21 protein-coding genes are annotated in these 25,929 nt (G+C 72.2%); 8 read left to right on the forward strand and 13 right to left on the reverse strand.

Features of this window, described 5'->3' with window-relative positions; genetic code table 11:
• Positions 1-67: 67 nt before the first annotated feature.
• Both AB0M26_RS15075 and AB0M26_RS15080 read right to left on the reverse strand, forming a co-directional pair.
• On the reverse strand, positions 68-442 hold the full coding sequence (locus AB0M26_RS15075; RefSeq protein ID WP_365260213.1) for a hypothetical protein: 375 nt from the start codon (positions 440-442) through the stop codon (positions 68-70).
• A gap of 578 nt (positions 443-1,020) precedes the next feature.
• Positions 1,021-2,145: an XdhC/CoxI family protein gene (locus AB0M26_RS15080; protein ID WP_365260216.1), complete on the reverse strand. Its 1,125-nt coding sequence runs from the start codon at positions 2,143-2,145 to the stop codon at positions 1,021-1,023.
• A 753-nt stretch (positions 2,146-2,898) separates the two neighbouring features.
• Here AB0M26_RS15080 and AB0M26_RS15085 point away from each other — a divergent pair.
• Positions 2,899-5,043: a SpoIIE family protein phosphatase gene (locus AB0M26_RS15085; RefSeq protein WP_365260219.1), complete on the forward strand. Its 2,145-nt coding sequence runs from the start codon at positions 2,899-2,901 to the stop codon at positions 5,041-5,043.
• 136 nt (positions 5,044-5,179) lie between these two features.
• On the opposite strand, the gene AB0M26_RS15090 is transcribed toward AB0M26_RS15085, so the two are convergent.
• A complete protein-coding gene (locus tag AB0M26_RS15090; RefSeq protein ID WP_365260221.1) occupies positions 5,180-5,467 on the reverse strand; it encodes a chaplin in 288 nt (95 codons plus the stop codon).
• A 356-nt stretch (positions 5,468-5,823) separates the two neighbouring features.
• Between AB0M26_RS15090 and AB0M26_RS15095 the strand changes: the two genes are divergently transcribed.
• The 3 genes from AB0M26_RS15095 (at position 5,824) to AB0M26_RS15105 (ending at position 8,801) form a co-directional block, all read left to right on the forward strand.
• Entirely contained in the window at positions 5,824-7,389 is a 1,566-nt protein-coding gene (locus tag AB0M26_RS15095; RefSeq protein ID WP_365260224.1) for an AlkA N-terminal domain-containing protein, read from the forward strand.
• Between the two features lie 108 nt (positions 7,390-7,497).
• Entirely contained in the window at positions 7,498-8,055 is a 558-nt protein-coding gene (locus AB0M26_RS15100; protein WP_365260227.1) for a methylated-DNA--[protein]-cysteine S-methyltransferase, read from the forward strand.
• The gene (locus AB0M26_RS15105; RefSeq protein ID WP_365260230.1) at positions 8,052-8,801 is read left to right on the forward strand and encodes a 2OG-Fe(II) oxygenase; all 750 of its coding nucleotides are present in this window, start codon (positions 8,052-8,054) and stop codon (positions 8,799-8,801) included. The genes AB0M26_RS15100 and AB0M26_RS15105 overlap by 4 nt, the downstream gene beginning before the upstream one ends.
• A 303-nt stretch (positions 8,802-9,104) precedes the next feature.
• On the opposite strand, the gene AB0M26_RS15110 is transcribed toward AB0M26_RS15105, so the two are convergent.
• Complete coding sequence (locus tag AB0M26_RS15110; protein ID WP_365260233.1) at positions 9,105-9,707, reverse strand: TIGR03086 family metal-binding protein; 603 nt, start codon at positions 9,705-9,707, stop codon at positions 9,105-9,107.
• A 168-nt stretch (positions 9,708-9,875) separates the two neighbouring features.
• On the reverse strand, positions 9,876-11,633 hold the full coding sequence (locus tag AB0M26_RS15115) for a SpoIIE family protein phosphatase (RefSeq protein WP_365260236.1): 1,758 nt from the start codon (positions 11,631-11,633) through the stop codon (positions 9,876-9,878).
• A 216-nt stretch (positions 11,634-11,849) separates the two neighbouring features.
• Here AB0M26_RS15115 and AB0M26_RS15120 point away from each other — a divergent pair, with 216 nt between their 5' ends.
• The 3 genes from AB0M26_RS15120 (at position 11,850) to AB0M26_RS15130 (ending at position 17,345) form a co-directional block, all read left to right on the forward strand.
• A complete protein-coding gene (locus tag AB0M26_RS15120) occupies positions 11,850-13,943 on the forward strand; it encodes a SpoIIE family protein phosphatase (protein ID WP_365260239.1) in 2,094 nt (697 codons plus the stop codon).
• Between the two features lie 79 nt (positions 13,944-14,022).
• On the forward strand, positions 14,023-15,126 hold the full coding sequence (locus AB0M26_RS15125) for a magnesium and cobalt transport protein CorA (protein WP_365260242.1): 1,104 nt from the start codon (positions 14,023-14,025) through the stop codon (positions 15,124-15,126).
• 398 nt (positions 15,127-15,524) lie between these two features.
• On the forward strand, positions 15,525-17,345 hold the full coding sequence (locus AB0M26_RS15130) for an AMP-dependent synthetase/ligase (RefSeq protein ID WP_365260245.1): 1,821 nt from the start codon (positions 15,525-15,527) through the stop codon (positions 17,343-17,345).
• 101 nt (positions 17,346-17,446) lie between these two features.
• Here the strand turns inward: AB0M26_RS15130 and AB0M26_RS15135 are convergent, their stop codons facing one another.
• Positions 17,447-18,580: a glutathione-independent formaldehyde dehydrogenase gene (locus AB0M26_RS15135; protein ID WP_365260248.1), complete on the reverse strand. Its 1,134-nt coding sequence runs from the start codon at positions 18,578-18,580 to the stop codon at positions 17,447-17,449.
• Positions 18,581-18,803: 223 nt separating this feature from the next.
• Between AB0M26_RS15135 and AB0M26_RS15140 the strand changes: the two genes are divergently transcribed.
• Positions 18,804-18,995 (forward strand): hypothetical protein, encoded by a 192-nt coding sequence (locus AB0M26_RS15140; protein ID WP_365260251.1) that lies wholly within the window; start codon positions 18,804-18,806, stop codon positions 18,993-18,995.
• Positions 18,996-19,056: 61 nt separating this feature from the next.
• Here AB0M26_RS15140 and AB0M26_RS15145 read toward each other — a convergent pair whose 3' ends face one another.
• From AB0M26_RS15145 to AB0M26_RS15175, 7 genes are all read right to left on the reverse strand, one after another.
• A complete protein-coding gene (locus tag AB0M26_RS15145; RefSeq protein ID WP_365260254.1) occupies positions 19,057-19,860 on the reverse strand; it encodes a DNA-formamidopyrimidine glycosylase family protein in 804 nt (267 codons plus the stop codon).
• A gap of 205 nt (positions 19,861-20,065) precedes the next feature.
• Entirely contained in the window at positions 20,066-20,758 is a 693-nt protein-coding gene (locus tag AB0M26_RS15150) for a DUF429 domain-containing protein (protein ID WP_365260257.1), read from the reverse strand.
• Between the two features lie 104 nt (positions 20,759-20,862).
• On the reverse strand, positions 20,863-22,125 hold the full coding sequence (locus AB0M26_RS15155; protein ID WP_365260260.1) for a cytochrome P450: 1,263 nt from the start codon (positions 22,123-22,125) through the stop codon (positions 20,863-20,865).
• Between the two features lie 122 nt (positions 22,126-22,247).
• Entirely contained in the window at positions 22,248-23,459 is a 1,212-nt protein-coding gene (locus tag AB0M26_RS15160; protein ID WP_365260263.1) for an MAB_1171c family putative transporter, read from the reverse strand.
• Positions 23,452-24,078 carry a hypothetical protein gene (locus AB0M26_RS15165; RefSeq protein ID WP_365260482.1) on the reverse strand — a complete coding sequence of 209 codons (627 nt, stop codon included), beginning with the start codon at positions 24,076-24,078 and terminating at the stop codon, positions 23,452-23,454. The genes AB0M26_RS15160 and AB0M26_RS15165 overlap by 8 nt, the downstream gene beginning before the upstream one ends.
• Positions 24,079-24,160: 82 nt before the next feature.
• Positions 24,161-24,646, reverse strand: a complete 486-nt coding sequence (locus AB0M26_RS15170; protein WP_365260266.1) for a helix-turn-helix transcriptional regulator — start codon at positions 24,644-24,646, stop codon at positions 24,161-24,163.
• A gap of 244 nt (positions 24,647-24,890) precedes the next feature.
• Complete coding sequence (locus AB0M26_RS15175) at positions 24,891-25,928, reverse strand: zinc-binding alcohol dehydrogenase family protein (protein WP_365260269.1); 1,038 nt, start codon at positions 25,926-25,928, stop codon at positions 24,891-24,893.
• Position 25,929: the final 1 nt, after the last annotated feature.

Raw genomic sequence — 25,929 nt, forward strand, 5'->3', positions numbered from 1 at the left:
CGCCGCGCGCCGAAGGGTGCGGAGCGGTCCGCGCGCCTCCGGCGCACAGCGCGGCGGGCGGTGGTGGTCACCGGCCGTCGGAGCGGCGCTCGATCCAGGCTTCGATGAGCGCCCGCTGCTCGGCCGGGGACAGCGCCTCGACGATCAGGGAGTCGTCGCCCTCGGTGAGTTCGACCCGGCGAGCCTCGGCGCGCTTGCGCCACTCGGCGACCAGCCCGACCAGCGCCTGCAGCGCGGCGCGCGAGAAGACACCGCTGACGATCAGCGTCCCTATGGTCACCACGGTGCCGCTCTTGGCGCCCTCGGGCAGGGTCTGCACCTCGGGCCGTTCCACGGTGTCCGCGGCGTCGAGCAGCGCGAGCTCCTGCTCCAGACTCCGGGTGAGCTCGTCCAGCTCCTGCAGGTCGATCCCGTCGGACTCGATGACCACCGAAACCTTCATCGCCCCCATGAGACCGCCCGTTCCCATCTCGCCCGAATGTCAAGCCTGTTGAAGCCATCTAACAGCACCGGATGTGCCTCATACCACCCGCGGCCCGGCGTGGCGCGTGGTCGGCTCCCGCCGTTCCGGCACGGCCCGCTGCGATGGGCGGACACCTGAACACCCGTAAGAAGAAGGGGACTTCGCTCCGCAGGCGGCGGGCGCCGGTCACCAGGGGTGCCGGAAGGCGGCGAATGGTTCACCAGTGCCCGAGACCGTTGAACTGCACACGGCTTCCGGGGCCGTTCGTCCCGTCCCTGCCTCCTCCTGTGCCTCTGGCGCACGGACGACGTCGCTGGACTCCCCGCGTTCCAGGACCACTTGCTGCGCGGGAGCGCCTCGCCGAACCTGCTGACCGAGACCGACGCGGTGCGGTGGGTGCAGGCCAGCTACGGGGCTGGGCGAAGGGGAACGGGCGCTTCGTGGCCTGCCGGCCGTGCCGGGCCGCGCCCGTGCCGCCGTGGTCCGGGCGCCGCACATCCCCCCGTCACTCGGGCCCGTCACGCGACCCCGTCACTCGGGCCCGTCACGCGACCCCGTCACTCGGGCCCGTCACGCGGTCCCGTACCGGGTGGGTGGATCGCCCCGGTCGTATCCGTCAGCGCCGCGCCGCTGCCGCCCCAGCGCAGGGCGACGATCTCCGCCGCGATCGAGACGGCGACCTCCTCGGGCGTACGGGCGCCGAGGTCCAGGCCGATAGGCGAGCGCAACCGCGCGAGCTCCGCGTTCCCAAGTCCCGTATCCCGCAACTGCTTCAGCCGGTCGTCGTGCGTACGGCGGCTGCCCATCGCACCGACGTACGCGGCCGGGGAGCGCAAGGCCACATCCAGCAGCGGCACGTCGAACTTGGGATCGTGGGTGAGCACGCAGATCACCGTCCGCTCGTCGGTGACGGTGCCGCGCAGATAGCGGTGCGGCCAGTCCACGACGACCTCGACGTCCCCGGGGAAGCGCTTCGGCGTCGCGAAGACCGGACGCGCGTCGCAGACGGTGACCCGGTAGCCCAGGAAGCCGCCGATGCGGGCCACGGCCGCGGCGAAGTCGATCGCGCCGAACACCAGCATTCGCGGAGGCGGGGCGAACGACTGCAGGAAGACGGTGACGTCGTCCTCGCGCCGCTCCCCGCGCGCCCCGTAGTGCCGTTGCCCGGTCGCGCCCTGCGCCAACTCGCCGCGGGCGTCCGCTGAGACGGCCGCGTCCAGGCCGCCCGAACCGAGGGTCCCGGACACCCGCTCCGGCCAGACCGCCAGCGTCGCTCCGCGCGGGGCGGGCCCGGCGAGCACGGTGGCCAGGGCGACCGGGCGCTGCCCGGCCACGGCGGCGGCGACTTCAGCGAACCCGGGATCGCTCTCGCGGGACACCGGACGTACGAGCAGGGTGATTTCGCCGCCGCAGGTGAGGCCGACCGCAAAGGCGTCCTCGTCGCTGTAGCCGAACGTCTCCAGGCGGGCCTCGCCCGACTCCACCACCCCTTGGGCCAGTTCGAAGACCGCGCCCTCCACGCAACCGCCGGAGACGCTGCCGACCACCTCGCCGTCCGGGCCCACGGCCATCGCGGCCCCGGGATCGCGCGGCGCGCTGCGACTGACGGACACGACGGTGGCGAGGCCGAACGTCGCCCCGGCCTCGTACCAGCGGCTCAGCGCCGGGAGGATCTCACGCATCGAGCGCCCCTCTCACGACCGCACCCACCATGCACGACTGCCGCCAGTGTCCCAGGCCACCGGCCGGACGCACGGCGGCCGGGGCTGTGGGGGACGTGACCGCCGGGTACGGGGCGCCCCGTACCCGGCGCCCCGTACCCGGCGCCCCGTACCCGGGCGCCCCGTACCCCTGGGCCCCGGCACCGGGGGCCGGGCGGGCCGCGGCGGGTCGTGGAACCCGGGCCTCGTCCGCCCTGCACTCGCGGGCCCGCGCCGCCCGGGGTCGTCGCGCCCGCCCCGGGTCGGCCACCTGCGAGGGGCGGGCCGGGGCCTCGCCTGACTGCCCTTCTGGCCCTGCTCGCCGTGGGTAAGGGGCATGTGTGGGCTCGGCGGAGGGCGCGAGGACGGCTGATGCGGCCGGAAGGAGGCCCCGTGCTTTCATGGCCCCGGGCCTCGGCGCTCGCCCACGGGCCGAGGCTCGGCGCCCGCCGGTACGTCCGAGGCACCGCGCCTGAGGCCCGGCGTCCGAGGCCCTGCGCTCACCGCACCGCGCCCCGAGGCCCGGCGTTCGCCGCAGCGCGCCCCGAGCCCCGCTCCGGCGAGGCCCCGCCCGTACAGCCCGTACAGCCCCGTACAGCCCAGAACGGACCGCGCCCGCACCGCACCGGGGCCGCCCTGGCCCAGCCTGCTGCCGCCCCGCCCGCCCGCGGGCCACGGGCCGCCCCCGCTCCGGGAACGCGTGCCGTTGTCCGGTCCCGGGCGTATGGTCCGCATATGGGCCACGCCGCACAGCCCCCAGGGCCGGACTTCGCGCGGCGGCTGCTGGACCGGATCCTGGCCGAGGTCGTGCGCGATACGGGCGCCTACGCGGGCGGGGTCTATCTGCTGGTGCCGGGTCGGCAGATGCTCGGACTGGAGGTCATGACCGGGGTTCCGCGCGAGTTCGCCACCCCGTGGGCCCGCGTCGGCCTCGCCTCGCCGCTCCCGGTGACCGACGCGGTGAACGAAGGGCGGCTGATCTGGGTCGCCGCCCAGAGCGAGCTGGCCCGGCGCTATCCGCGCGCCGCGCTCGTGCTCCCGTATCACTTCGCGCTGTCCGCGGCCCCCGTCACAACCGACACATCCACCTGGGGCGCGGTGCTGCTGCTCTGGCCCGGTTCGCATCCCGACGCCCTCGACTCGACCGAACGGGCCGCGATCGATAGCGCCTGCGAGCGCATGGCGGGCCTGCTGCGGCAGGCAGCAGAGGCCGGGCGGCCGCTGCTGCCCGGGCATGAACCGCGGGTGCTGCCCCAGCTCCGTCCGGCGCGGGTGAACCGTGCCGAGGCCGAAGCGGCCGTCGACTTCATCGAACGCCTCCCGGGGGGCGGATGCGCCCTGGATCTCGAAGGACGGGTCACCTTCGTCAGCAGGGAGGCGGCCGAGCTACTGGGCGAGCCCGCCCGGTCGGTGATCGGATCGCGCTTGTGGGATGCGCTGCCGTGGCTGGCCGATCCGGTCTACGAGGACCGCTACCGGGCCGCCGTCTTCAGCCGCAGGCCGACGTCCTTCACCGTACGGCGGCCGGACGGCCAGGGGCTGTTCTTCCAGCTCTACCCGGACGCGTCCGGCATCAGCGTGCGCATCACGCCCACCCGCGTCGAGGAGCGCCCCGAGGACAGCCTCATCCCGGAGGCCGGGCCCGGTACGGCGCCCACTCGCGTCGGGGCCATCTACCACCTGATGCTGCTGGCCGGTGCGCTGACGGAGGCCGTGGGCGTGCGCGACGTCGCCGATCTCGTGGCCGACCAGCTCCTGCCCGCCTTCGGTGCCCAGGGGCTCGCCCTGCTGGTCGCCGAAGGAGGCAGGCTGCATGTCGTCGGATCCCGCGGCTACGAGCCCGAGATCGTGGAGGAGTTCGACGGCACCCCGCTGAGCGCGCCCACCCCGGGCGTGCGCGCCCTGACCACGGGCGAACCGGCGTTCTACGGCTCCGGCAATGAATTGGCAAGGGCGTACCCGGCGCTCGCCGAGGCGCATTCCTCCATGGCCGCCTGGGCGTTCCTGCCGCTGATCGCGTCCGGCCGTACGGTCGGCTGCCTCCTCGTGGCCTACGATGGGCCGCACCCCTTCACCCCCGACGAACGCGCCGCCCTCAGTTCGCTCAGCGGACTGATCGCCCAAGCCCTGGACCGCGCCCGCCTCTATGACGCCAAGCATCAGCTCGCGCGCACGCTGCAGGCCGGGCTCCTCCCCCACGTGCTGCCCCATGTGCCGGGCCTGGAGGTGGCGGCCCGCTACCTGCCCTCCACCCGCGGCCTGGACATCGGCGGCGACTTCTACGACCTGATGCGCCTGGACTCCAGGACCGCGGCCGCCGTCATCGGCGACGTCCAGGGCCACAGCGTCACCGCGGCGGCGTTGATGGGCCAGGTGCGTACGGCTGTTCACGCCCACGCGGTCGCCGGCGCATCGCCCGACGCCGTCCTGGCACGCACCAATCGTCTGCTGACCGACCTGGACCCCGGTCTGTTCACCAGCAGCCTCTACGCCCACCTCGATCTACGGCGGCAGCGGGCCTGGATGGCCTCCGCCGGTCATCCGCGGCCCCTCCTGCGCCATCCCGGCGGCCGTACGGAAATCCTCTCCCCGCCGCCCGGGCTGCTCCTGGGCATCGACCGTGACGCCGCTTACCCGACCCTGGAGATCCCGCTGCCGCGGGGAGCGGTCCTCGCCCTCTACACCGACGGCCTCATCGAGGCGCCGGGCGCGGACGAGGAACGGACGCTCGGCCATCTCGTCGACACGCTCTCCCGGGCCGGGGACGCCGGACTCGACGAACTCGCGGACCGGCTCATCGGGTGCGCCCAGCCCTCGGGCGACCGCACCGACGACACCGCCCTGCTGCTGCTCCGCCTCGTCCCCGGCGAGGACCGTTGATCCGCGGGTGAAAGCCTTGTGGCCCCCCGCCTCGTGCGGAGGGCCACCCGGGGTCGTACGCCGGATGGTTCCTGCCCGGCCGGCGCCCTGTGCCGGCGGGGGGCCTGGCCGGCGGCCCGCCCGCGTGGGAGCGGGCCTACTTGTTGTTGCTCCGGGCGTCGTAGCGGTGGCGCTCGTGGTCGAGGCCGCCGTGTGCGCAGACGTTGCCGATGGCCGGGTTGAACAGGCTGCCGTCATCGATGGTGTTGCCGCAGAAGTTGATCGGGAAGTTGATGGGGATCTGGAGCACATTCCCGGAGCCGGTGCCCGACGAGAGGGCGGCCACACCCTTGGCCTCGGAGTCGGCGAGGGCGGTGCCCGCGGCACCGGAGACCAGTGCGGCCGCGGCCGCGGCAACGGCACAGGTCTTGACCATGCGTGACATGTCTTCTCCTTCGGAAAAGGAGTCCGCCGCCTCTCAGCGGACATGTCATCCAGTCAAAGGGGGGCCGTGTGCTGCGGGTTGCCGCCCGTGCGCCGAAAGGATCAGGGACTCATCAGATCGGATGAGGAAGGCGGCGTGCCGCCCGCGCCGCCGCGCCGGGGGCGTAGTACGGCCCTGCGCCCGTCGTACCAGGAGGCCACGAGGTGGACGCAACCATCGGCCCGGCGTGCCGAGCGCTGCCGGACAGGTGCTTACACCTCCGGCGAGGCCCTGTCCGCAGGGCGCCGGGGGCCCGGACAGCCATGTCCGATTTCCGCCAGCTCTCTCCCGCGGAGAGGCACACACTGGGACCTGTGATGAGCGAGGACAGCAAATTCGAGGCGGTGCGCAGCCGGGACGCCAGATTCGACGGCGAATTCTTCTTCGCCGTCTCCACGACCGGCATCTACTGCCGACCGAGCTGTCCTGCGACGACACCGAAGCGCCGGAACGTGACTTTCTTTCCCACCGCTGCCGCCGCCCAGGCCTCCGGCTTCCGCGCCTGCCGGCGCTGCCGCCCGGACGCTGTGCCCGGCTCCGCGGAGTGGAACGCCCGCGCCGATGTCGTCGGCCGGGCCATGCGGCTGATCGGCGACGGCGTGGTGGACCGGGAAGGCGTGGCCGGCCTGGCCTCACGACTCGGCTACAGCGCGCGCCAGGTCCAGCGGCAGCTCAACGCCGAGCTCGGGGCGGGCCCGATCGCGCTCGCCCGGGCCCAGCGCGCCCACACCGCCCGCGTCCTGCTGCAGACCACCGGCCTGCAGGCGGCCGAGATCGCCTTCGCCGCCGGCTTCGCCAGTGTGCGGCAGTTCAACGACACCGTCCGGGAGATCTACGGCATCACGCCGCGCGGACTGCGGGCGGCCGCGCCCGGCCGCCGCTCGACGGGTCCCGCTGACGCCGGCCCCGAGGGCGCGCCCGCTTCCGGGGTGCCGCTCAGGCTGGCGTTCCGCGGCCCGTACGCGTCCGGCGAGCTCCTCGACCACCTTCAGCGGCGCGCCCTCGCCGGCATCGAGGAGGTCACCGGATTCCCGGGGGCCCGGACCTACCGCCGTACACTACGGCTCCCGCACGGCATCGGGATCGCCGAGGTGGGCGAGCGGCCGGGTGGCGGCACGGGCAGGGCGGGGCACGGGGAGGGAGGCTGGCTGGACTGCCGGCTGCACCTGACCGAACTGCGCGACCTCACGACGGCCATCCAGCGCATGCGGCGCCTGTTCGACCTCGATGCGGACCCGTACGCGGTGGCCGCCCGGCTCGGCGACTCCCCGGCGCTCGCCCCGCTGGTGGCCCGGCGCCCGGGCCTGCGCGCACCGGGCGCGGCCGACGGCCACGAACTCGCCGTCCGCGCGGTGCTCGGCCAGCAGGTGTCGGTGGGGGCAGGGAGACGGCTCGGCGCCGCGCTGGTCCAGGCATACGGGGAGCCGCTGCCGGCGCCCGACGGCGGTCTGACCCACCTCTTCCCGCGCGCCACCCACCTCGCCGGGACGTCGTTGGAGGACATCGGCATGCCGGAGCCCCGCAGGACCGCACTGCGCACCCTCGCCACCGCGCTCAGCGACGGCACGGTGAGCCTGGACCCGGGCGCCGACCGCGCCGCGGCCGAGCGAAGCCTGCTCGCGCTGCGCGGCGTCGGCCCCTGGACGGCCGGATACATCCGCATGCGCGCGCTCGGTGACCCCGACGTCCTGCTGACCGGTGACGCCGGCATCCGCGCCGGTCTCCGCCGCGTCGGCGCCACGCCCGCGGACGCCGGCGCGTGGCAGCCCTGGCGCACCTACGCCATGCACCACCTGTGGCAGGCGGCAGCGCAGGCGGCGCCTCGGCCGCAGACCGCTGGGGCGAGGGCCGGGGCCGGTCACGGGCGGAAGGGCGACCGGTGACCGGGGCGGAGCGGCGGGAATGCGACGTCCGGATTCCGCCGGAAACGGCACGGCAGGCGCCGCAGACTCGTACCCGGAACGACGAACGGCAAGGGAAAGGACGGACCGATGACGGTCTACACGACGATGGACAGCCCGCTGGGCGAACTGCTGCTCATGGGCGAGGAGTCGGCGACCGCGAAGGGCGGCACCGCGCTCGCCTCGGTGTCCGTGCCGAGCCAGAAGCGCGGCGCCGTCGTCGAGGACGGCCGGCGCCACGACCCGGCGGCCTTCGCCTGGATCGCCGGGCAGCTCCGCGCGTACTTCGACGGCGAGCTGACCGCGTTCGACATCGAGCACACCACGCGCGGCACCGACTTCCAGCAGCGAGTGTGGAAGGCGCTGGAGGAGATCCCGTACGGCGCCACGACGCACTACGGTGCGCTCACGGCAGCGATCGGCGCCCCGCGCGCGGCTGTTCGCGCGGTCGGCACGGCCATCGGTGCGAACCCGTTGCTCGTGGTGCGTCCTTGTCACCGGGTGATCGGCGCTGACGGTTCGATGACGGGCTACGCCGGCGGTCTGGAGCGCAAGCGGACGCTGCTGCGGCTCGAAGGCGCACCGGCCCTCGGCGAGCGCACGCCCGGCGAACGCCCGGCCGCCGGACGGCGGGTGGCGTCGCTGTGAGCGCGGCGGCCACGGACACCGCGACAGCACGCGCCCGGGTGACGCCGCGCGACCGCGTCGCCCGGGCCGACTGGCAGGCCCTTGCCGCGGAACTGGATGGGTACGGCTGCGCGCTCACGCCCCGGGTCCTGACCCCGACCGAGTGCCGGGCGGTGGCCGAGATGTACGACGAGACCGAGCGCTTCCGCTCAACCGTCGACATGGCACGCCACCGCTTCGGCTCCGGCCAGTACCGGTACTTCGACCATCCCCTCCCCGGCCTCGTACGGGGGCTGCGCGAGGCCTTCTACCCGCATCTGCTGCCCGTTGCCCGCGACTGGGCCGCGAAGCTGGGCCGTCCCGCGCCCTGGCCCGACACCCTGGGGGAGTGGCTGGAGATGTGCCATGAGGCCGGCCAGACCCGGCCCACCCCGATCCTGCTCCGCTACGGTCGGGACGACTGGAACGCCCTGCACCGCGACCTGTACGGGGACCTGTTCTTCCCGCTCCAGGTCGTGATCGCGCTCGATGAGCAGGGTGCCGGCTACACCGGCGGCGAGTTCCTGCTCGTCGAGCAGCGGCCCCGCGCCCAGTCGCGCGGTACTGCGACGGTGCTGCGGCAGGGCCACGGGCTGGTATTCACCACCCGCGACCGCCCCGTCCGGTCGGCCCGCGGCTGGTCCGCCTCGCCCGTACGGCACGGGGTCAGCGCGATCCGCTCGGGCATGCGCCACACGCTCGGGCTGGTGTTCCACGACGCCGCTTGACGTGCCGGCGCGACGAGCCCGGCGTAGCGCGCGCCCGCTGGGCCCGTCCCGCGGGCCGGGCCACGGGCACACGGGCACACGGGCCCGTCGGGCCCAGCGCGGACGGGCGCGGCCACATCCGCACGCCACCGCCCCGCGCCACCGCCCCGCGCCACCGCCCCAAGCCCCGCCGCGCGGCCGTGGGGCGCGGCGGACGCCCGGGGCGCGTCAGCGGACGCCGGGGCGCGTCAACGGGGCCCCCGCTGCCGCGTTCGGCGGATCTCCGCCGGGGCCCGTCTCGCGAAGGGACTGTCAGGGCGGTCTCTACGGGCGCGAGGCCGTCCGCGAGGACCAGGTCGGCTCACGGCCGCTGAGCCCCACGGCACGGTCCAGCAGCGGCGCGTCGTCGGGGACCTCGACGACCGGCCCGAACAGGGGGCCGCGCTCGGCCTCGTCAGCCGACGGTTCCATGAACGCGATCGCGGCCCGAACGGTCGTGTCGTCGCAGGAGTAGTGCTGTCCGGTGGCGCGGGCGAGGTCCCAGCCGTGGATGAGGAGCTCGTTGAGGGCGACTCTTCCGGCCACCCAGGCCGGGAAGGTGATGCCGCCGGCCTCGGTCATGCCCTCCCACGCCTCGGGGCTGCGCCAGACCGCCACGACCTCGCCGAGCTGCTCCGTCAGACGGGCGCGCCAATCGCCCTCCAGACCCGGCGGCGGAGTGCTGCTCGGGTCCGTCCCGGTCGCCGCGGTGTGCGTCTTCGTCCCGGCGTCCCGGAAGGCGGCGGTGAGCCCGATCAGATGCCCCAGCAGGTCGCGTACGGCGTAGTCCGGGCAGGGCGTGGGCCCCGAGAGCTGGTCGTCGCCGATGTGGTCCAGGAGCCGGGCCACCTGCCGGGCCGGCGGCTCCAGGTCGAGCACGGTGGTCATCTCAGTCGCCCTTCGCCCGGTGCGTGACCGCGGCCGCGGTCACGCCTTGTGCTGTCGTCGTCCTCATGCACGTAGGACGGCGCGGACGGGCGGAACTCATCGGCCCCGGCCGCACTGTCGTGACGGGGTCGGCAGCGCGCCCGGAGCCCGCGTCCCGGGGGCGGTGCACTACGCCTCCTCCGTCCCGGGGCCCGACGGAGGCCGGACCCGCGCGGCCAGGACGGCCACGTCGTCCTCCGCGGCCTCGCCCGCCATGCGTCGCAGGACCTCGTCCAGGATCTCGTCGACGCCCGCGGTCACGGGGAGCCGTAGGGCGGCGAGGCGCTCCAGGGAGGTATCGATGTCCTCGCCCCGGCGCTCCACCAGCCCGTCCGTGTACAGGAGCAGCACCTGCCCCTCCGTGAAGTCGAGGGTGACCGGCTCGTACCCGCCGAAGCCGGTGCCCAGGGGCGGCCCGTTCGGGAGGTCGATGAGCTCCGTGGTGCCGTCCGGGAGAATCCGCGCCGGGGGGAGATGGCCGGCGCTGGCGAAGGAGCAGAGGCCGCGGGCCGGGTCGGCGAGCGCGAGCAGGCAGGTCGCCGGGCGGGCGGATTCGCTGCCGGAGATCGTCGCGTCGAGCTGGCGCAGGATCCGGTGCGGCGGCAGGTCGGTCGCCGACACATAGCGCAGTGTCGAGCGGTAGTAGCTCATGTCGACGGCCGCCTCCACGCCGTGCCCCATCACATCGCCCATGACCAGGAGCGTTCTGCCGAACGAGAGGCGGACGGTCTCGTACCAGTCGCCGCCGACCAGCGCGCTGCTGCCGGACGGCAGGTAGCGGGAGGCGAATTCGATGTTGGGGTGCGGGCTGCCGGGCTCCGCCAGCAGTGCGCGCTGCAGCTCCAGCGCGATGCCCTGGGAGCGGGCGTAGCGGCGGGCGTTGCCGATGCCGATGGCCGCCCTCCGCGCCAGGTCCTGGGTGATCACCACGTCCTCGTCGGTGAAGGCCGGGGAGTCACCGGACCGGGCCAGCGATACGGTGCCGATGGGGTGCTCCGCTCCGGCGAGCGGTACGACGAGGGTCGAGTGAATGCCCGCGGCCCGGTAGGCGGCCAGCTTCCCGGCCTCCGGCGCCGACCGGCTCAACTCCTCCTCGGACTGCAGGTTCTGCAGCACCGGCTGCCCGGCCACCAGACACCGGGCCGCCGTCGAGCCGGGCGGATGGGCCACGAAGTCGCCCGCCCTGCCGAAGTGCGGTACGGCCCCGCGCAGCTCCGGTGCGACGGCCAGGGCGGCGCGGCGCAGACGCACATCACGGTGCGGTTCGAGCGGCCGGCCCTCGGGTTCGTCGGTGGGCAGGACCTCGACCGTGGCCATGTCCGCCAGCAGCGGCACAAGGAAATCGGCGAGCTGCGCACACGTCATGTCCATATCGAGGGCCGTGCCGATCCGGGTGGCGGCGGCATCGAGCAGGGCCAGTCGCTCGCGGGCCTGTTCCAATTCCCGCTGCTGCCGCTGGGAGCCGGTGACCTCCAGGATGACGCCGACGATGCCGGTCACCCGGCCTCCCGCCTCCAGCCGGTGGTAGGCGCCGTGCCACCAGCGGCGCTCGTACGGGGGCTCGTGCCGGGTGCGGCCGCTGGTGATCGCTTCGCGGGTCTTCCCGTCCGCGAGCACCTCGCGGAGCACATCGGTGCGGCTCTCGATCCCGGGGGCCACTTCGGCGAGGGTGTGGCCGACGAGACCGGCGGCCGGGATCCCCGCCATGGCGGCGAACGCGGGATTGACGTACAGGAAGCGCAGACGCGTGTCGAGGATGGCGATCCCGGCGCTGGTGCCGCCCAGCACCTGCCGCAGCACCTGCTCGGTGCTGTCAGCGGAGAGAGCGGCGGCGGCCTTGTCGAGGAGCGGGTCGGCGCCGTCGCCACCGGAACCGTGGGGGCACACCCGGGTACCTCCTCGTCCGCGCGTCGGAACCGCGTGATGCCATCGTCGGTCCGCAATACGAGATGTGCATCCCGCGACAGACCGCCGGATTCTTTGTCGGATCGCCCTAAATTTTCAGGTGTAGAGCCGATCTGTACCGGAATCCATCTGTACGAGCGTATCGATATGTGTTCTGGTAGATCGGAGTAGTTCTGTGTGACGAGGCCCGGAGACCTCATGGCAACCCACCCCATCCTGCAACCGCCCCACATAGCGCCGCAGAGGATGCGTCTCGAGGAGCCCGGGACCGACCTCAGGGAGGAACTGCCCGAAGCGCTGGCGCTGAACGGCATGGGCAGCTTCCTGTGGGATCTGGACACCGACAAGTTCTTCCTCGACGCCGGCGCCATGTCCGTGTTCGACTTCGCCCCCGGCGAATACGACGACTGCACGGACACCCTCGCCCAGCACATGGTTCCCGAGGAGGTCGAGGGGCTGAAGGAACTGGTCGCCGACGCGATCGGCCACCGTGACAACTACGGCGCGTACTTCCGTGTCGTCTGCAAGGACGACACCGTCCGCTGGACGCACACCCAGGGCCACATCCAGCGCGACGCCTCGGGCCGCCCCCTCCGCGTCGTCGGCATCGTCCGCGACGCGAGCCCCGAGCTGGAGCATCTGACGCAGCAGGCCGCGCTGGAGAGGTCCCGGGAGCGCCAGACCGATGTGGTCCACGCGACCACCACCGCGCTCTCCCAGGCCCTCACCATCCAGGACGTGGTGGGCGCCCTGACCAATGACGAACTCCTGGACAGCATCGGGGCCGTCAGCATCGCCCTCTACCTGGTCGAGAAGGACCGGCTGCGCATCGTCGGCAGCTGCGGCATGGCACCCGAGCTGATCGAGGGCACCAGCGTGACACGCCTGGAGACCCCGCTCCCGCCGAACCACGTGGTCTGCACCCAGACCCCGCTGTTCATCGACCGGGATGAGTCCATGCGGCGCTTCCCGATGCTGGCCCCGTACTGCAAGGCGAAGGACTGCACCGCGGCGGCCGTGCTGCCGCTGATCGCCCAGGCCCGGACGATCGGTGCCATCGCCATCGTCTACGAGGGCCGGAGCGATTTCAGCCCCGAGGAGCGCAATCTGCTGCTCGCCCTCGGAGCCACCACGGCCCAGTCCGTCCAGCGCGCGGTGCTCTACGACGAGGAGCACGCGATGGCGGTCGGCCTCCAGCAGGCCATGCTGCCCGCCAGCATTCCCGAGGTGAGCGGCGCCAGCATCGCCGTCCGCTACCGCCCCGCCCGCAACGGCCACCAGATCGGCGGCGACTGGTACGACGTGGTGCCGCTCCCGACCGGCCGGGTCGGCCTGGCCGTCGGAGACGTCCAGGGGCACGACATCCATGCCTCCGCGGTCATGGGCCAGCTCCGGATAGCCCTGCGCGCCTATGCCGCCGAGGGGCACCCGCCCTCCACCGTCATGGCCCGCGCCTCCACGTTCCTGCACGACCTCGACACCGACCGCTTCGCCACCTGCATCTACGCCGATTTCGATCCGGTGACGGGCCGCACCCAGTTCGTTCGCGCCGGTCACCACGGTCCCCTGGTCCGGCATGCCGACGGCCGGTGCTCGCGCCCGTATGTGCACGGCGGCCTCCCGCTCGGCCTACCGCAGTACAGCAGCAATTCGTACCCGCCGACCAGCCTCCAGCTCGGCCCGGACGAGACGCTGCTGCTGTGCACCGACGGGCTCGTGGAGTTCCACGGCATGGACATCGACGAGGGAGTACGCCAGATCGAGAGCATCCTGTGCGGCGGTCCGGACGACAAGGACGAACTGGCCGAGCACATCGTCGCCACCATCGAGTCCCGGCGGGGGCAGGAGGACGACGTCGCTCTGCTGCTGGTCGGCCTCACCGGCGCCCGCCACCCCGAGGAGCGCCGCCACTGGAGCTGCCTGGTCACCCACTCCGACCCCCAGGCGCCGGCCCAGGCGCGTCAGATGCTCAGAAGCACGCTGATCCACTGGGGCCTGGAGACGACGTGCGAAGCGGCCGTGGCGGCGGCCAACGAGCTGATCGCCAACGCCGTGATGCACACCGAGGGCGACGCCATGCTGACGGCGCGGCTGCTCCGGCTGAACGGCGACTCGCAGGAGCTGCTCAAGGTCGAGGTCCAGGACTGCTCGAGCACGCTGCCCCACCGCAGGACGCCGTCGGAGACGTCCGCCGGCAGCCGCGGTCTGCTCATCGTCGAGCAGCTCTCCCAGGATTGGGGCGCGGAACCGCTCGGCGCCGGAAAGCGCATCTGGTTCAAGCTGCCCGTCTGACCCTCCGCGACGGGGAGGGCTCGTCCCGGCACGGGCCTGCCTGCGACACTGGCCGCTCAGCTGTGTGAGGAGCACGCCCGTGTCAGTGATCAGCAATCTCCGCAGAGCGGTCCGTCTGCCGCACCGCCGCCACAAGGTGGACCTCAGCCACCCGGCCCGGTCGCCGCTCGGAAGCGCAGTGGTGAACTGCGTGGTCTACACCGACGGGATCCGCCAGAGCGGCAGCTGTCCGGCCGGGGACGCGATCGACCAGGTGCGGAAGCGGCGCAACGGCTTCGTATGGATCGGTCTGCACGAGCCGAGCCAGGAGGAATTCGCCGGAGTCGCAGAGCTGTTCGGCCTCCATCCGCTGGCCGTCGAGGACACCGTCGACGCCCATCAGCGCCCCAAGCTGGAGCCGTACGACGACACTCTGTTCACGGTCTTCAAGACCGTGCGCTACGTCGAGCACGCCGAGCTCACGGCGACCAGCGAGGTCGTGGACACCGGCGAGATCATGGTCTTCACCGGACCCGACTTCGTCATCACCGTCCGGCACGGCCGCCACGGCTCGCTCGGCCCGCTGCGCGAGGAACTCGAGGCCGTGCCCGACCAGTTGGCCAAGGGGCCCTCGGCTGTCCTGCACGCCATAGCCGACCATGTGGTGGACGAGTATCTCGCGGTCACCGACGCCATCCAGAACGACATCGACGACGTCGAGAGCGACGTCTTCGCCCGCCGCAGGGGCGGCGCCGACACCGGCAGGATCTATCAGCTCAAGCGCGAACTCCTCGAACTCAAGCGGGCGGTCGCGCCGCTGGACCGCCCGCTGCAGGCGCTGTCCGAGCCCGCACCGGGCCACATGCTGCCGGGGATCGACCCGGACATACGCGCGTACTTCCGTGATGTCTCGGACCACTTGACCCGCGTGACCGAGCAGATCACGGGGTTCGACGACCTGCTCAACTCGATCCTCCAGGCCAATCTCGCGCAGGTGACGGTGGCCCAGAACGAGGACATGCGCAAGATGAGCGCCTGGCTGGCGATCATCGCGGTGCCCACCATGGTGTGCGGCCTCTACGGCATGAACTTCGACCACATGCCGGAGCTGCGCTGGGCGTACGGCTATCCGCTGGTCCTCGGTGTCATCGTGACCGCCTGCATCCTCATCCACCGGGGTTTCCGCAGGAACGGCTGGCTCTGATGCGCACGCGCGGCGCAAGCCGCGCCGCTCGGACGTCCGGCGCTTACTCCTGCGCCGCTCCCTCCCCGAGGGCCGCCGTGCAGCCCAGAAGGTCGTTGGCATGGGCCGCGCCCGCAGCCGCCGCCCGGCTCGGGATTCCGGTTCGCGGCGCGAGCCGTCGGGGGAACGCCGGAGCGTGAAGGATTCGCGCCGGAATCACGTGCGACCTGTGCGCCCGCAAACACGCCGCTCAGCGACCAACTGCCGCCCCGTACGGGGGCTTCGGCCGGTCGCCGTACGACGTGGGGAAGCACAATTCCGCAACGGAGCACGACTACGCGCTGCAGCGCTTTCATCACACCCGTCCACACGCTAGCGTGCACGTCCCCCGGGCTCCCAGTCCCACGAGGAGCATGCGCGTGCGCGAGTTCACCACGCCTGCGATGGCCACCGCACCCCACGTCGGCGGCCTCGCCGACACCGTCTTCGACCATGCCGCCGAGGCTCCCGGCAAGGCGGCGCTCGGGCGGAAGGCGGACGGACGGTGGACGGATGTATCGGCCGCCGAGTTCCGGGACGAAGTCGTGGCCCTCGCCAAGGGGTTGGTCGCGGACGGCATCCGGTTCGGCGACCGGGTGGCCATCATGTCCCGCACCCGCTACGAATGGACGCTCTTCGACTATGCGCTGTGGAGCATCGGAGCCCAGCCGGTCCCCATCTACCCGACCTCCTCGTCCCAGCAGGTTGGGTGGATCCTGCTCGACACGGGCTGCGTCGCCATCGTCGTCGAACACGAGGACCACGCGATGACCCTCGGCTCGGTCATCGACCGGGTTCCGACCCTCACCCGCGTCTGGCAACTCGACACCGGGATCGTCGAGAAGCTGGTCGAAGGGGGCGAGCACATCCCCGAGAGCATGGTGCACCGGCAGCGGCTCGCGGTCACCCCGGGCTCGGTGGCCACCGTCATCTACACGTCCGGCACGACGGGTGCACCCCGCGGCTGTGTGCTCACTCACGCCAACTTCATGGCCGTGTCCGACAACCTCGTCGCGCGCTGGAGCCCGGTCTTCGCACCGGAAGGGGTCCAGGCGTCGACGCTGCTCTTCCTCCCCCTCGCCCATGTCTTCGGCCGTATGGTCGAGGTGGCCGCGATCCGGGCCCGGGCGCGGCTGGGCCACCAGCCGGAGATGACCGCCGAGGCGCTGATCGAGGACTTCGCCGGTTTCCGGCCCACCTTCCTCCTCGCCGTTCCGCAGGTCTTCGAGCGGTTCTTCAACGCCGGCCGGAACAAGGCCGAGGCGGAGGGGAACGCCGCCGTCTTCGGCAAGGCCGTCGATGTGGCGGTCCGTTTCGCCGAGGCCCAGGAGCGGCGGGCGTTCGACGCGGGCCCGGGGCCGTCCGCCGCACTGCGCGTCCAGCACCGCTTCTTCGACAGGTTCGTCTACAGCAAGGTCCGCGAGGCCATGGGCGGCAGAGTGCGCAACGCGGTCAGCGGCGGCTCGACCATGGGGCGGCGTCTGGGGTTGTTCTACGCGGGCGCCGGGTTGACGATCTACGAGGGGTACGGGCTCACCGAGTGCTCCTCGGCCGCGAGTTGCAACCCTCCGGGCAAGGTCCGCTTCGGCACCGTGGGCCCGCCCATCCCCGGTACGTCCATCCGGATCACCGACGACGGCGAGATCCTCGTGCGCGGCGGAACGGTCTTCGCCGAGTACCAGAACGACCCCGAGGCCACCGCCTCCACCCTGCGGGACGGCTGGATGGCCACCGGCGACATCGGGTCCTTCGACGCCGACGGCTATCTCACCATCACCGGCCGGAAGAAGGAGATCATCATCACCGCCGGGGGCGTCAACATCTCGCCCTCGCAGCTCGAACAGCGCGTCCGCGAGCACCCGTTGATCGAGCACTGCCTCCTCGTCGGCAACGACAGGCCGTACGTGGCCGCGCTGGTGACCCTCGACAACGAGGCGGTCAAGCACTGGCTTGCGCTGCGCGGCAAGCCGCCGCTCGACGCCTGGGACCCAGTCGGGGACGGCGACCTGGAGGCGGAGATCCGCAGAGCGGTGACGGCCGCCAACACCCTGGTCTCGAAGGCGGAGTCGATCCGGGCGTTCCGGGTGCTGCCCTCTTCCTTCACCGAGGAGGCGGGCCTGGTGACGCCGTCCCGCAAACTCCGCCGCGGCAGGATCGAGGAGGTCTTCGCCAGGGAGATCGACGCGCTGTACGACGCGTGAGGACCGTACGGGGCTGAAACACGGTTGCCCGATGACGTCCGCGGGGTGAGGGGCGCTCGGCCCCTCACCCCGCGGCCTGCGAAACGCGGGCCCCTACGGGGTCACGGGTGCAGGATCACCTTCGTGTAGCCCTCGACGCGCTTGTCGAACTTGTCGTACGCCGACGGCGCCTGGTCCAGGGGCAGTTCGTGGGAGACGACGAAGCTCGGCTTCGCCCTGCCCTCGATGATCATGTCGCGCAGGTACCGGTTGTAGCGCTTCACGTTGCACTGACCGGTGCCCAGCCGAAGGCCCTTCTCGAAGAGCTTGCCGATGGAGATCAGGAGCATTCCCTTCTTGGAGCTCTCGTCCGGGCCTCCGGGGTCGGCCGGGACGTAGAGGCCGGGGATGCCCAGCGCTCCGGTCGGCCGCACCGTTCCGACGAGGGAGTTGAGGACGGTCGCGGGTTCCTCGCGCTCGGCGCCGTGCGCCATCGCCTGGTACCCGACCGCGTCCACGCCCTTGTCGGTGCCGACGCCTTCGGTCTGTTCCTTGATCTGCTCCACCGGGCTGCCCTCGGCGAAGTTGATCGGAACGGCGCCGATCTCCTCGGCCTTCTGCAGCCGTTCGGGGACCCGGTCCACCACGAACACCTTCTTCGCGCCGCGCAGCAGCGCCGAGTAGGCGGCCATCAGACCGACGGGCCCGCCGCCGTACACCGCGACGCTCTCGCCCGGGCGAACCTGGGCGAGTTCACAGCCGTGGTAGCCGGTCGGGAAGATGTCGGCCAGCAGCATGAAGTCGGTGTCGTGCTCGTTCCCCGCCGGAAGCTTCAGGCAGTTGAAGTCGGCGTAGGGAACCCGGAGGTATTCGGCCTGACCGCCGGGCCACGGACCCATGGCCACATAGCCATAAGCACCGCCCGCAAAGCCGGGATTGACGGTCTGACAGAATCCGGTGAATCCCTCGACGCAGTTGGTGCAGAATCCGCAGGCGACGTTGAAGGGCATGACCACACGGTCGCCCTTCTTGAGCGAGGTGATGCCCTCGCCGAGTTCCTCGATGATTCCCATGTTCTCGTGGCCGAACACGATTCCCGGCTCGGCCGCTGTGCGGCCCTCGTACATGTGCAGGTCGGAGCCGCAGATCGCAGTGGAGGTGACCCGTACGATCACGTCGTTGGGGTGCTGGAGCCGGGGCTTCTCGACCTCTTCGACCGCCACGCTGAACGGTCCTTTGTAGACGACGGCCTTCATTGGATACCACCTCCGCTTGGCCTTGCACTGTTCTTGCTGCCCGCGGGGGAACGGCACGGTCGAATGCGGCCCTGGCGGGCGCGAAAAGCGCGAGGCGGCACGGCCGCTCCATCCGCGTGACCTATCTCTCATGATTCCCCCGGGGGGAGACTCAGACAACCCCGGTAAAGTCGGCATGAATATCCGGTCGGCATCCAGAGAATTCGGTGAAGGAGGGCGAGAAGTGGCACAGCGCCTCGGGACCCTGCTGGTCCCGGTGCTCGGGCTGTCCGGCACCACCTACCCGCCGGGGACCACGGTGGCCATCCGCGGCGGCGGAGCGACGGTCGACGCCTTCGTCAACGGCGACTGGCTCCCCCTGGAGTGGTGGGAGTTCTCCGACGGCCTCCGCGAGGACGTCTCCACGGACCGCTGATCACACGGGCGGGTCCGGGCGTCATGCCACTCTCCAGTCGTTGCGCTGTGTCATCTCTTCTTCACGCAGAGTCGTTCTCTTCCTTGTCGGGCTGGCAGTCCGGGCACCACACCGTGCTGCGCCCGTTGATCCGGCCCCGGTGCAGCGGACCGTGGCAGCGCGGACACTTCGGGTCGCGATCATCGCGACGGCCCGTGAGCCAGGACCTCCGCGGCGGTACGCGTCCGGCGCGCACCGCTGAGCGCAGCGTCCGCCGCATCTCGGTGTGCAGCCGCCGGTACGCGTCGTCGCTCAGTCGGTCCGCCCGGCGCCATGGATGAACCCGAGCCCGCCACAGGATCTCGTCGGCCAGCAGATTGCCCAGCCCTGCTACCAGCGACTGGTCGGTGAGGGCGGTCTTGACGCGGCCGCGCCGTCCGGACAGCAGCTGCGTGAGGCCGGAACGGCTCAGCGTCATCGCGTCGGGTCCCTGGTCGCGGAGGACGCGGTCGACGGCCGCGCCGCTGCCGTCGTCGTACCAGAGACCCTTCAGCTTGCGCTGGTCGCGGTAGCGAAGCTCGTCGCGCCCCAGCGTGAAGACGACCCGGTCGTGCGGGTGGGGCGGGTCTCCGGAGCTGCAGCACACGAGCTCCCCGGTCATCCCGAAGTGCAGCAGCACGGTCGGGCCGTCGGTGGGGGCGAGCAGCCACTTGCCGTGCCGCTCCGGTTCGGCGAACCGGTGGCCCTCCAGCCCGCTCCGCAGGCGTTCCGCTCCCACGCCGTGCAGCACGCCGCTGTCCTTCACCTCGACGTGCCGGATCCGCCGCCCCTCGGCGCAGGACGCCAGCACGTCGCGGAACGCTTCGACATCGGGCAGTTCGGGCATCAGGATCCACCGCCTTGCGTACGGGCGTACCGCCCGCGGTCGCCGGCCCAGGCCCGCGGACGCGGCGAGCGGGCAACCGGTCTGCGGATGCCGCGAACGGCGTCGGCACCCGTGCACCGGCCGCGGACGGGGTGGGCCGCAGTTGACGGACAGGTTGCGTCCGTGAACGTGTACCCATATCCGGCCTCGAATCGCCCGCCGCCCGTCACCACCAGATGGCGACGGGGAGCCCCCTCGCGGTGCGTTCGGGCGGGTCGGGCAGGCGCTCGGACGTGCCGTGCGCGATGCGGTGGGCGCTCCATGCGGCGGCCGCGGCGTCCAGCACGTCGTCGGGGGGAATGCGGCCGGCGGCGTCCAGGTCCTCGGGAAGGACGACGCCGTGGGCGCGCAGCAGACGGCGGCGTACCTGCTGCCCGTTCCAGCTCTTCTTGCTCCAGGTCACGGGGGCGCCGTCCGCCATCGCCATGAACGAGATCTCCGGGTGCACCTCGTGCAGCCGCTCGTCGCCCGCGTCCCGCACCCGGTTCGCCTCGCGGAGCTTCTTCACCAGCCCCCAGCTCTGCCGGCTGAGCCCCGAGCCGGTGACCATCTGGCAGCGGTGATTCGCCGCCGCGTAGTCGTCCTCCTCCCATACCTGGCGGGGCGGTACGGCGAAGACCCGGGCCCGCTGCGGTCCGAGGCGGGCGGCCGCGAGCCGGTCCGCCTGCCGCCAGCGGGAGTCCAGCAGCCCGAGGGGGATGTCGATGCCCACAACCGCCGCGCCCCGGCCGTGGTCGAGGAGGCCGTCCAGATCCGGGGCGGCGTGTGCGGAAGCGAAGCGGCCCTGGCGCAGCACCACACCCACCCAGCCGGTGGGACAGGCGTCCACACCCATCACGGCGCCACGGGAGTCGCTCACGGCGCCGACGGTGGCGCGAACGCAGAAGGCCCGCCCGGTGCGACGGGGGATGCACACCGGGCGGGCATGAGCACCTTTCTACCTCATCGAGGAGTGGTCATGCATCAAATGCCTGTTCGCTTTTCCGGATGGCAGAAAACTGGGAGCGATATCAAGCCATGCGCCCTGATCGACGGCCGCCACCGCAGCTCGTCCCGTGGAACGGCCAGGCAGAGGTCGGGAAAACGGCCCAGTAGTGCGGAGAGGGCGATCTCGGTCTCCATCCGGGCCAGGGGCGCACCCAGGCAGTAGTGGATGCCGTGGCCGAGCGAAAGATGTCCGGAAGGGACGCGGTGCGGATCCAAACGGTCCGGATCGGGGAACTGCTCGGGGTCCCGGTTGGCGGACGCCAGGGAGAGCAGCACGGTCTCGCCGGCGGGAACCGTGGCACCACCGATTTCGACATCCTCGAGAGGGAAGCGGCGGACGGCCAGGGACGCCGGCGCGTCGTAGCGGGCGAACTCCTCCACCGCGGCCGGGAGCTTGGCCGGATTACTGCGCAACTCTTCCAGGACATCGGGGTGGTCCAGCAGCGCCAGGACCGCATTGCCGATCAGATGGACCACGTTCTCGTAGCCACCGAAGTGGATGATGAAGGCCAGGGAGGTCAGTTCGTCCTCGGAGAGCCGGTCGTCTCCGCCTTCGTCGCGCAGGCGCACCAGGTCCGACAGCAGGTCGTCGCCGGGCTCCGTTCGCTTGGCCGCAATGAGCTCGGTGTAGAAGCGGAGCATGTTGCCCGCGGCCGCCCGGGCCAGTTCGGGCCGCGCGGGATCGGGCGCGATGAGGGCGTCGGTCCAGGCGCGGAAGTCAGGCCGGTTGCTCGCGGGAATGCCCAGCAGATCGCAGATCACGGTGATCGGCAGGGGCGCGGCGAAGGACGCGATGAGGTCGGCGCGGCCCTCGTCCGCGATGGCGTCGAGGAGTCCGTCGGCCACCTGCCGTACCGGTTCGCGGAGTTGCTCGATGCGGCGCGGCGTGAACGCCTTCGCGACCAGGCGGCGCACCCGCGTGTGGTCCGGGGGGTCCATGTTGCCGAGGTTCGCGTCGAGGGCCGGCGGAAGCCGCAACCCGCTGTAGTTGCCGACCACTCCGTTCTTCTTGTCGAGCGAGAGCCGCGGATCGGCCAGTGCCTGACGTACGTCCTCGTAGCGCGTCACCAGCCACGCCGGCCGCCCGTCGGTGCCGGTGATCCGGTGCACGGGCCCGGCCTTCCGGAGCCGGTCGTACTCGGCGTACGGGTCGGCCAGCAGCGCGGCGGCGTCGGCGGCCGGTGCGTCCCCGGCCGGTGTATTGGGGGGTGTGGAGCCGGACTCGGCGGTGTTCTGCATGGACAGCGACTCTAGTGATCCGGTCGCAGGAGCGGCGCCGGGGATCCTTCCCTCCCCGACGCCGCCCGTGTCGTAGGTGGCCCAGACCCCCGTCCAGGGCCACCTCGCTCGGGGCGCCGCGGTCATTGCGGCGCTGCCGCGCTCCGTTCTCGCAGTGTGTCGAGGACGTCGTCCACCACGGGCAGGCGGTAGACGTCCGCGACGAGCGCCAAATGCTCGTGTTCCTCGGCCGGATCGGCGCCCATGGTCACCACGACGCTGTCCGCGCTGTGCGCCGGTACGTGTCCCACGGCCTGGTTCTGCAGGCCCCGGCGGAGTGCCGCCGCCTCGACCAGTGCGGTGAGACGACGCTCGTCGAGCCCCGCCTCCGTGCCCTTGGCCCGTGCCAGGCCGAGGGCGTCCGCCTCGACGTAGCGCCGGATGCCGCGCTGGACGTCGCGGATCTCGGCCATCTGCCGGTTGGCCCGCCACTCCACATCGGTGAAGGACCACAGCGCCGGCCAGGAGCGGTGCCCCATCGTCACCTCGGGGGCGTCCGCGGTGACCGCCCGCCACAGCGGTTCCAGCCGGCGCAGTCTGCGCCAGGCCGACACCCGGGGGCCGACCGCGGGCAGCGCGAACCCGGCGAGGACCAGCAGCGCGGCGACGGAAGCGCTCATCGGCGCGATGCCGTTGGAGAGCCAGTACAGTTCCCGGCCCGCCCAGGAGAAGGCGAACCCGGTCACCTTGCAGGCGCAGTACAGCAGGCCGAGCCAGCACCCGGCCGCGATCACCCGCAGACCGCGGGCGAGCCAGGAGCCGTCCAGCCGTCCCGCGTAGCGGGGGCAGAGGACGCCCAGCGCCGCCAGGCCGGTCCCGAAGATGGCCAGATACAGCACCAGGAAGGTGACGACTCCGGGCGCGTCCGCGTAGGCCGTGCTGAAGTCGCGCGGGTGCTCGACGGCGTCCGGGCGGCCGACGGCGAAGCAGACGACCGCCACGGTCCATACCGCGCCCACGACGGTCACCACCGTCCACGCCCGCCGGGCCGTACGGGTGCGCTCCTCCTCGCTCGTGCCGCCGGTCCAGCGGAGCAGCAGCACCAGGGCGCCCATGGCGAACTGCACCACGGCCGAGTAGAGGAACACCATCGCCAGGTTGGCCACCCCGGTCAGACGGTCGAAGCCGCGGTACACGCTGGGCGCGGACAGCAGGAAGACCGTCGCCACACCGGCGGTCATGACGCAGGTGAGCCCGAGGTCGGCATTCCTCCGGTCGCGCAGCCAGGCCCGCGTCTTGTACGCGACGATGGCCCACGCGGCGGCGCCGAAGCAGAGGTAGATGACGTCAAACACGGGCGTCCCCGCCCTCGCCGGGCGGCGTGTCGCCGGTGGGCCCGGGGCGGTCGCCCCTGTCCGCGCCGCTGTCCTCGCACGCGCCTGCGCCGCTCCTGCGGCGTACGTGCTGGAGCGCCGGGCCGAGCTGGGCCGCGAGTTCGGCCGCCTGGCCCCGCAGCGGGGGGCCTTCGTCCACGGACGAGGGCACCACGTGCTCCATCAGCAGGGTGCCCAGGACCTCGGTCTCCCGCTCGGTGACGTTGTCGTAGCAGTGGTGCCGTGCGAAGCCCATGGTCAGTCCCATGCGGCGCATCGCCGTCGCCACGTCGACCGTGGGCGTCCAGACGCGCAGGGCGTCCTCCGTGACGGCGGGGTCCTGCTCGTGGCCGAGCAGAAGATGACCGATCTCATGGAGCACGATGTGGACCTGGTGCCAGGGCGAGGTCTTGAGCTCGTAGAAGATCCAGTAGCCGTCGTCGGTGGTGGCCGTCATACCGGAGACCACACCCTCCAGGCTCATCGGCACCAGGTGGATGGAGCGCGAGACACGGCGGGCGACGACATCGCAGAGCCCCTGCAGATCGGTGGAAGCAGGCAGCCCCAGCTCCTTGATGAGCTGCTTGCACCGTCTGCGCATTCCTCCGACTCGCACACCCGCACCGTCCTCGTCGCCGATTCGCCGCCACTCGTAGAAGAGCCCGGACCGGGCCCGGTCGACCTCATCGACCTCCACGGGAGGCCTCACCCCCGGACTCCTGAGGCCCTTCCGGAAGGTTCATCTGCCGCCGGAACTGGCTGATGATGTCGGTCAGGCTGTCCTGCACCTCGGGCGGCAGACCCACCGAGCGCAGCGCTATGGCGCGCACCCGCTGGTCGCGCATGGCGACGAGGAACTGGACCTCTTCCTCGACGCGTTCGGCCTGGGACTCCGACAGATCACCGAGCAGATATCCGACCGGCACGGCGAAGAACTTGGCGAGCGCGCGCAGGACTTCGGGGCTCGGATTGGCCCGCTTGGCATTGCGCAGCATCGACAGATACTGCTCGGTGAGCGTGACGCCGCCGTACTCGCTGCCGTGGCTGATCTCCTCGGCCACATATGCGTTGGTGTACGGGGACCCCGGTGGATGCATGTTGGTGAACAGGTAGTTGAGCCGGCGGGCGAGCGGAGACCCCGCAGCCCTCGGCGATGCGCCTTCCCCCACCGGCATCTTCACCTTCTCCCAGCTTCTACTGCCTGTGATTCACGGCCAGTTAAGTCGTACCAACCCGCGTAGAGCATCTTGCCATGGCAGGAACGGAGGGCACCAGCCCGGTTCCGGACCGTAGTTGAGCAGGGCAACTTAACCGGCAGTTGCCGGACGCCGGGGAGGTGTGCGCGGCAGCGGTCTCCCGCGGAAAGGCCGTCAGCGGCTCTGTGTTCAGGGGCGGTTGCTTCGTACGGCCGCTTCAGGCGATCAGGACGGCCACGCCGGTGACCCGTCCCGCCGCGAGATCGGCCAGCGCCTCGTCCGCCCGGTCCATCGGGTAGCGGGAGAGCCGCACCGTGGGACGCAGCCGGGCCGCCTCGGCCAGCAGGGCCCGGCCGTCCTCACGGGTGTTCGCGGTGACGCTGCGCACGGTCCGCTCCTGGAAGAGATGCCGCTCGTAGTCCAGTTGCGGGATGGCGGTCAGATGCACCCCGGCGACGGAGAGGGTCCCTCCACGGTCCAGGGCCTCCAGCGCGACCGGTACGAGATCCCCCGCCGGAGCGAAGAGAATCGCGGCGTCCAGCGGTTCGGGAGGCGGGCCGGACCCGGCGGAGGCCGCCCCCAGGTCGCGCGCCAGTAGCCGTGCCGCGGGGGAACGGGTGACGACGTGCACGGTCGCGCCGCGGGCGACGGCGAGCTGTGCGGTCAGATGTGCCGACGCCCCGAACCCGTACACGCCGAGCCGCCCGCCCTGCGGCAACTCCGCGCGCTGCAGGGCGCGGTAGCCGATGATCCCCGCGCACAGCAGCGGGGCGACCTCATCGTCGCCCCAGCCTTCGGGCAGCCGGTAGACGTAGCGCGCGTCGACGAGCGTGAGCCCCGCGTAGCCGCCGTCGATGTCCCAGCCCGTGTAGCGCGAGTCCGGGCACAGATTCTCCCGGCCGGACCGGCAGAAGCGGCATGCGCCGCAGGTGCCCGCGAGCCAGGCGGCACCCACACGGTCTCCGGCGGAGACGTCCCGGACCGCGGAACCGGCGGCCGCGACGCGTCCCACCACCTGGTGGCCCGGGATGCAGCCCGGCCTGCGGGGCGGCAGATCACCCTCCGCCAGGTGCAGGTCCGTACGGCAGACGCCGCAGACGGCCACCTCGAGCAGCAGCTCGTACGGGCCCGGGTCGGCGACGGTGCGCTCGCGGCGCCGCAGAGGGCCGGACGCGACCGGGCCCGGTTCACCCACCTCCCAGGCCCAGGTCCGCCGTGCCTCCCGCGGCACCCCGTCCCGCGCCCCCCGCGGCACG

Source organism: Streptomyces sp. NPDC051776, assembly GCF_040681345.1.
Classification (GTDB): domain Bacteria; phylum Actinomycetota; class Actinomycetes; order Streptomycetales; family Streptomycetaceae; genus Streptomyces.